Below are 1,169 nucleotides of genomic sequence, written 5' to 3'. Positions count from 1 at the left end.
GGGGCGGCCCAGCGAGCGCGGCGGCGCCCAGGCGAGCCCCGGCGCCCCGCGCAGCACGTCCTCCTGCAGCCGGCGCAGCATCGGGGAGTCCAGCCCGAGCTCGTGCAGGGCCTCCAGGCCATCCCGGCAGGCCCGGGCGGCGTCGTCGGTCCGGCCGTCCCGGTAGAAGGCGACGACCAGCTCCCGGCGCAGGCCGTCGTCGTGCTGATGGCGGGCGACGAGCATCCGCAGGTCGCCGATGACCTCCCGGTGCCGGCCCAGGGACAGATCGGCGGCGATCCGTGTCTTGGCCACGTCGAGCTGGAGTTCGGTGAGCGCCTCCGTGTAGCCGTGCGCGAACGGATGGTCCGCGACGTCGACCAGGGGCGGCCCCCGCCACAGCGACTGGGCCTCCTGCAGCGGCGCGATCGCGCTCACCGGGTCGCCGTCGTCCACCGCTCGCCGGCCCTGCGCCAGCAGCCGCCGCACCCGCTCGACGTCGATCTGCTCCGCCCGCACGTCGAGCAGGTAGCCCGTGCCCTTGCGCAGCAGCATCCGCGGCGGCTTGTCGTCGGCCATCACCCGTCGCAGCTCGCTGACGTGGGTGCGCAGCGTGCGCAGCGCCCCCTCCGGCGGCGAATCGCCCCAGATCACCTCCATCAGCCGGGGGATCGACACGGCCTTGCCGGCCTCGAGCAGCAGGACGGTCATCAGGACCTTGCGCTGGGCGCCGCCCAGCGGGACGGGCGTCCCGGCCGCGGTGACCTCCAGCGGACCCAGGATGGCGAACTGCAGGCTGTCGCGGTCGGGCATCTCGTCCTCTCGTCACGGCGCCGGGGTGATGTCTGTTTATCGCAGCGTGCACTCGAGAGGGAGCCCGCGGCAACCATCGATCCTCGCGGGCACTGTCGGTTCCGCGTCAGGTCCGGACCCGCAGTGATCCCGGGACGGCGCACGGGACCCGTCAACGGTCGCTCAACGTCGGCGGTGACCGTGCGTGCACCGGTCGTTGATGTCTCTGTTGTGCACTCCACATCGACGAGAACCGAGAACCGAGGACGACGGACCGCCGGCAGTCGGCCGGCGCGGTAGGAGGTGTCGGGATCATGGCGATCGCGGTGACGAGGATCCTGTCGCGACGGCCCGGGGCGCCGGGGCGGGCGCCGACCCCGGCGGGGCCGGCGGGGACG

General features: G+C 73.8%; 1 protein-coding gene. It reads right to left on the bottom strand.

What is annotated here, in order from left to right; all coding sequences use genetic code 11:
• Positions 1–792 (bottom strand): AfsR/SARP family transcriptional regulator (locus tag ND748_RS32395; RefSeq protein ID WP_251750071.1); only part of this gene is annotated, 792 nt, incomplete at its 3' end.
• Positions 793–1,169: the final 377 nt, after the last annotated feature.

Source organism: Frankia sp. AiPs1, assembly GCF_023716945.1.
Classification (GTDB): Bacteria; Actinomycetota; Actinomycetes; order Frankiales; family Frankiaceae; genus Frankia.
This window is presented reverse-complemented; position numbering and strand designations above follow the sequence as displayed.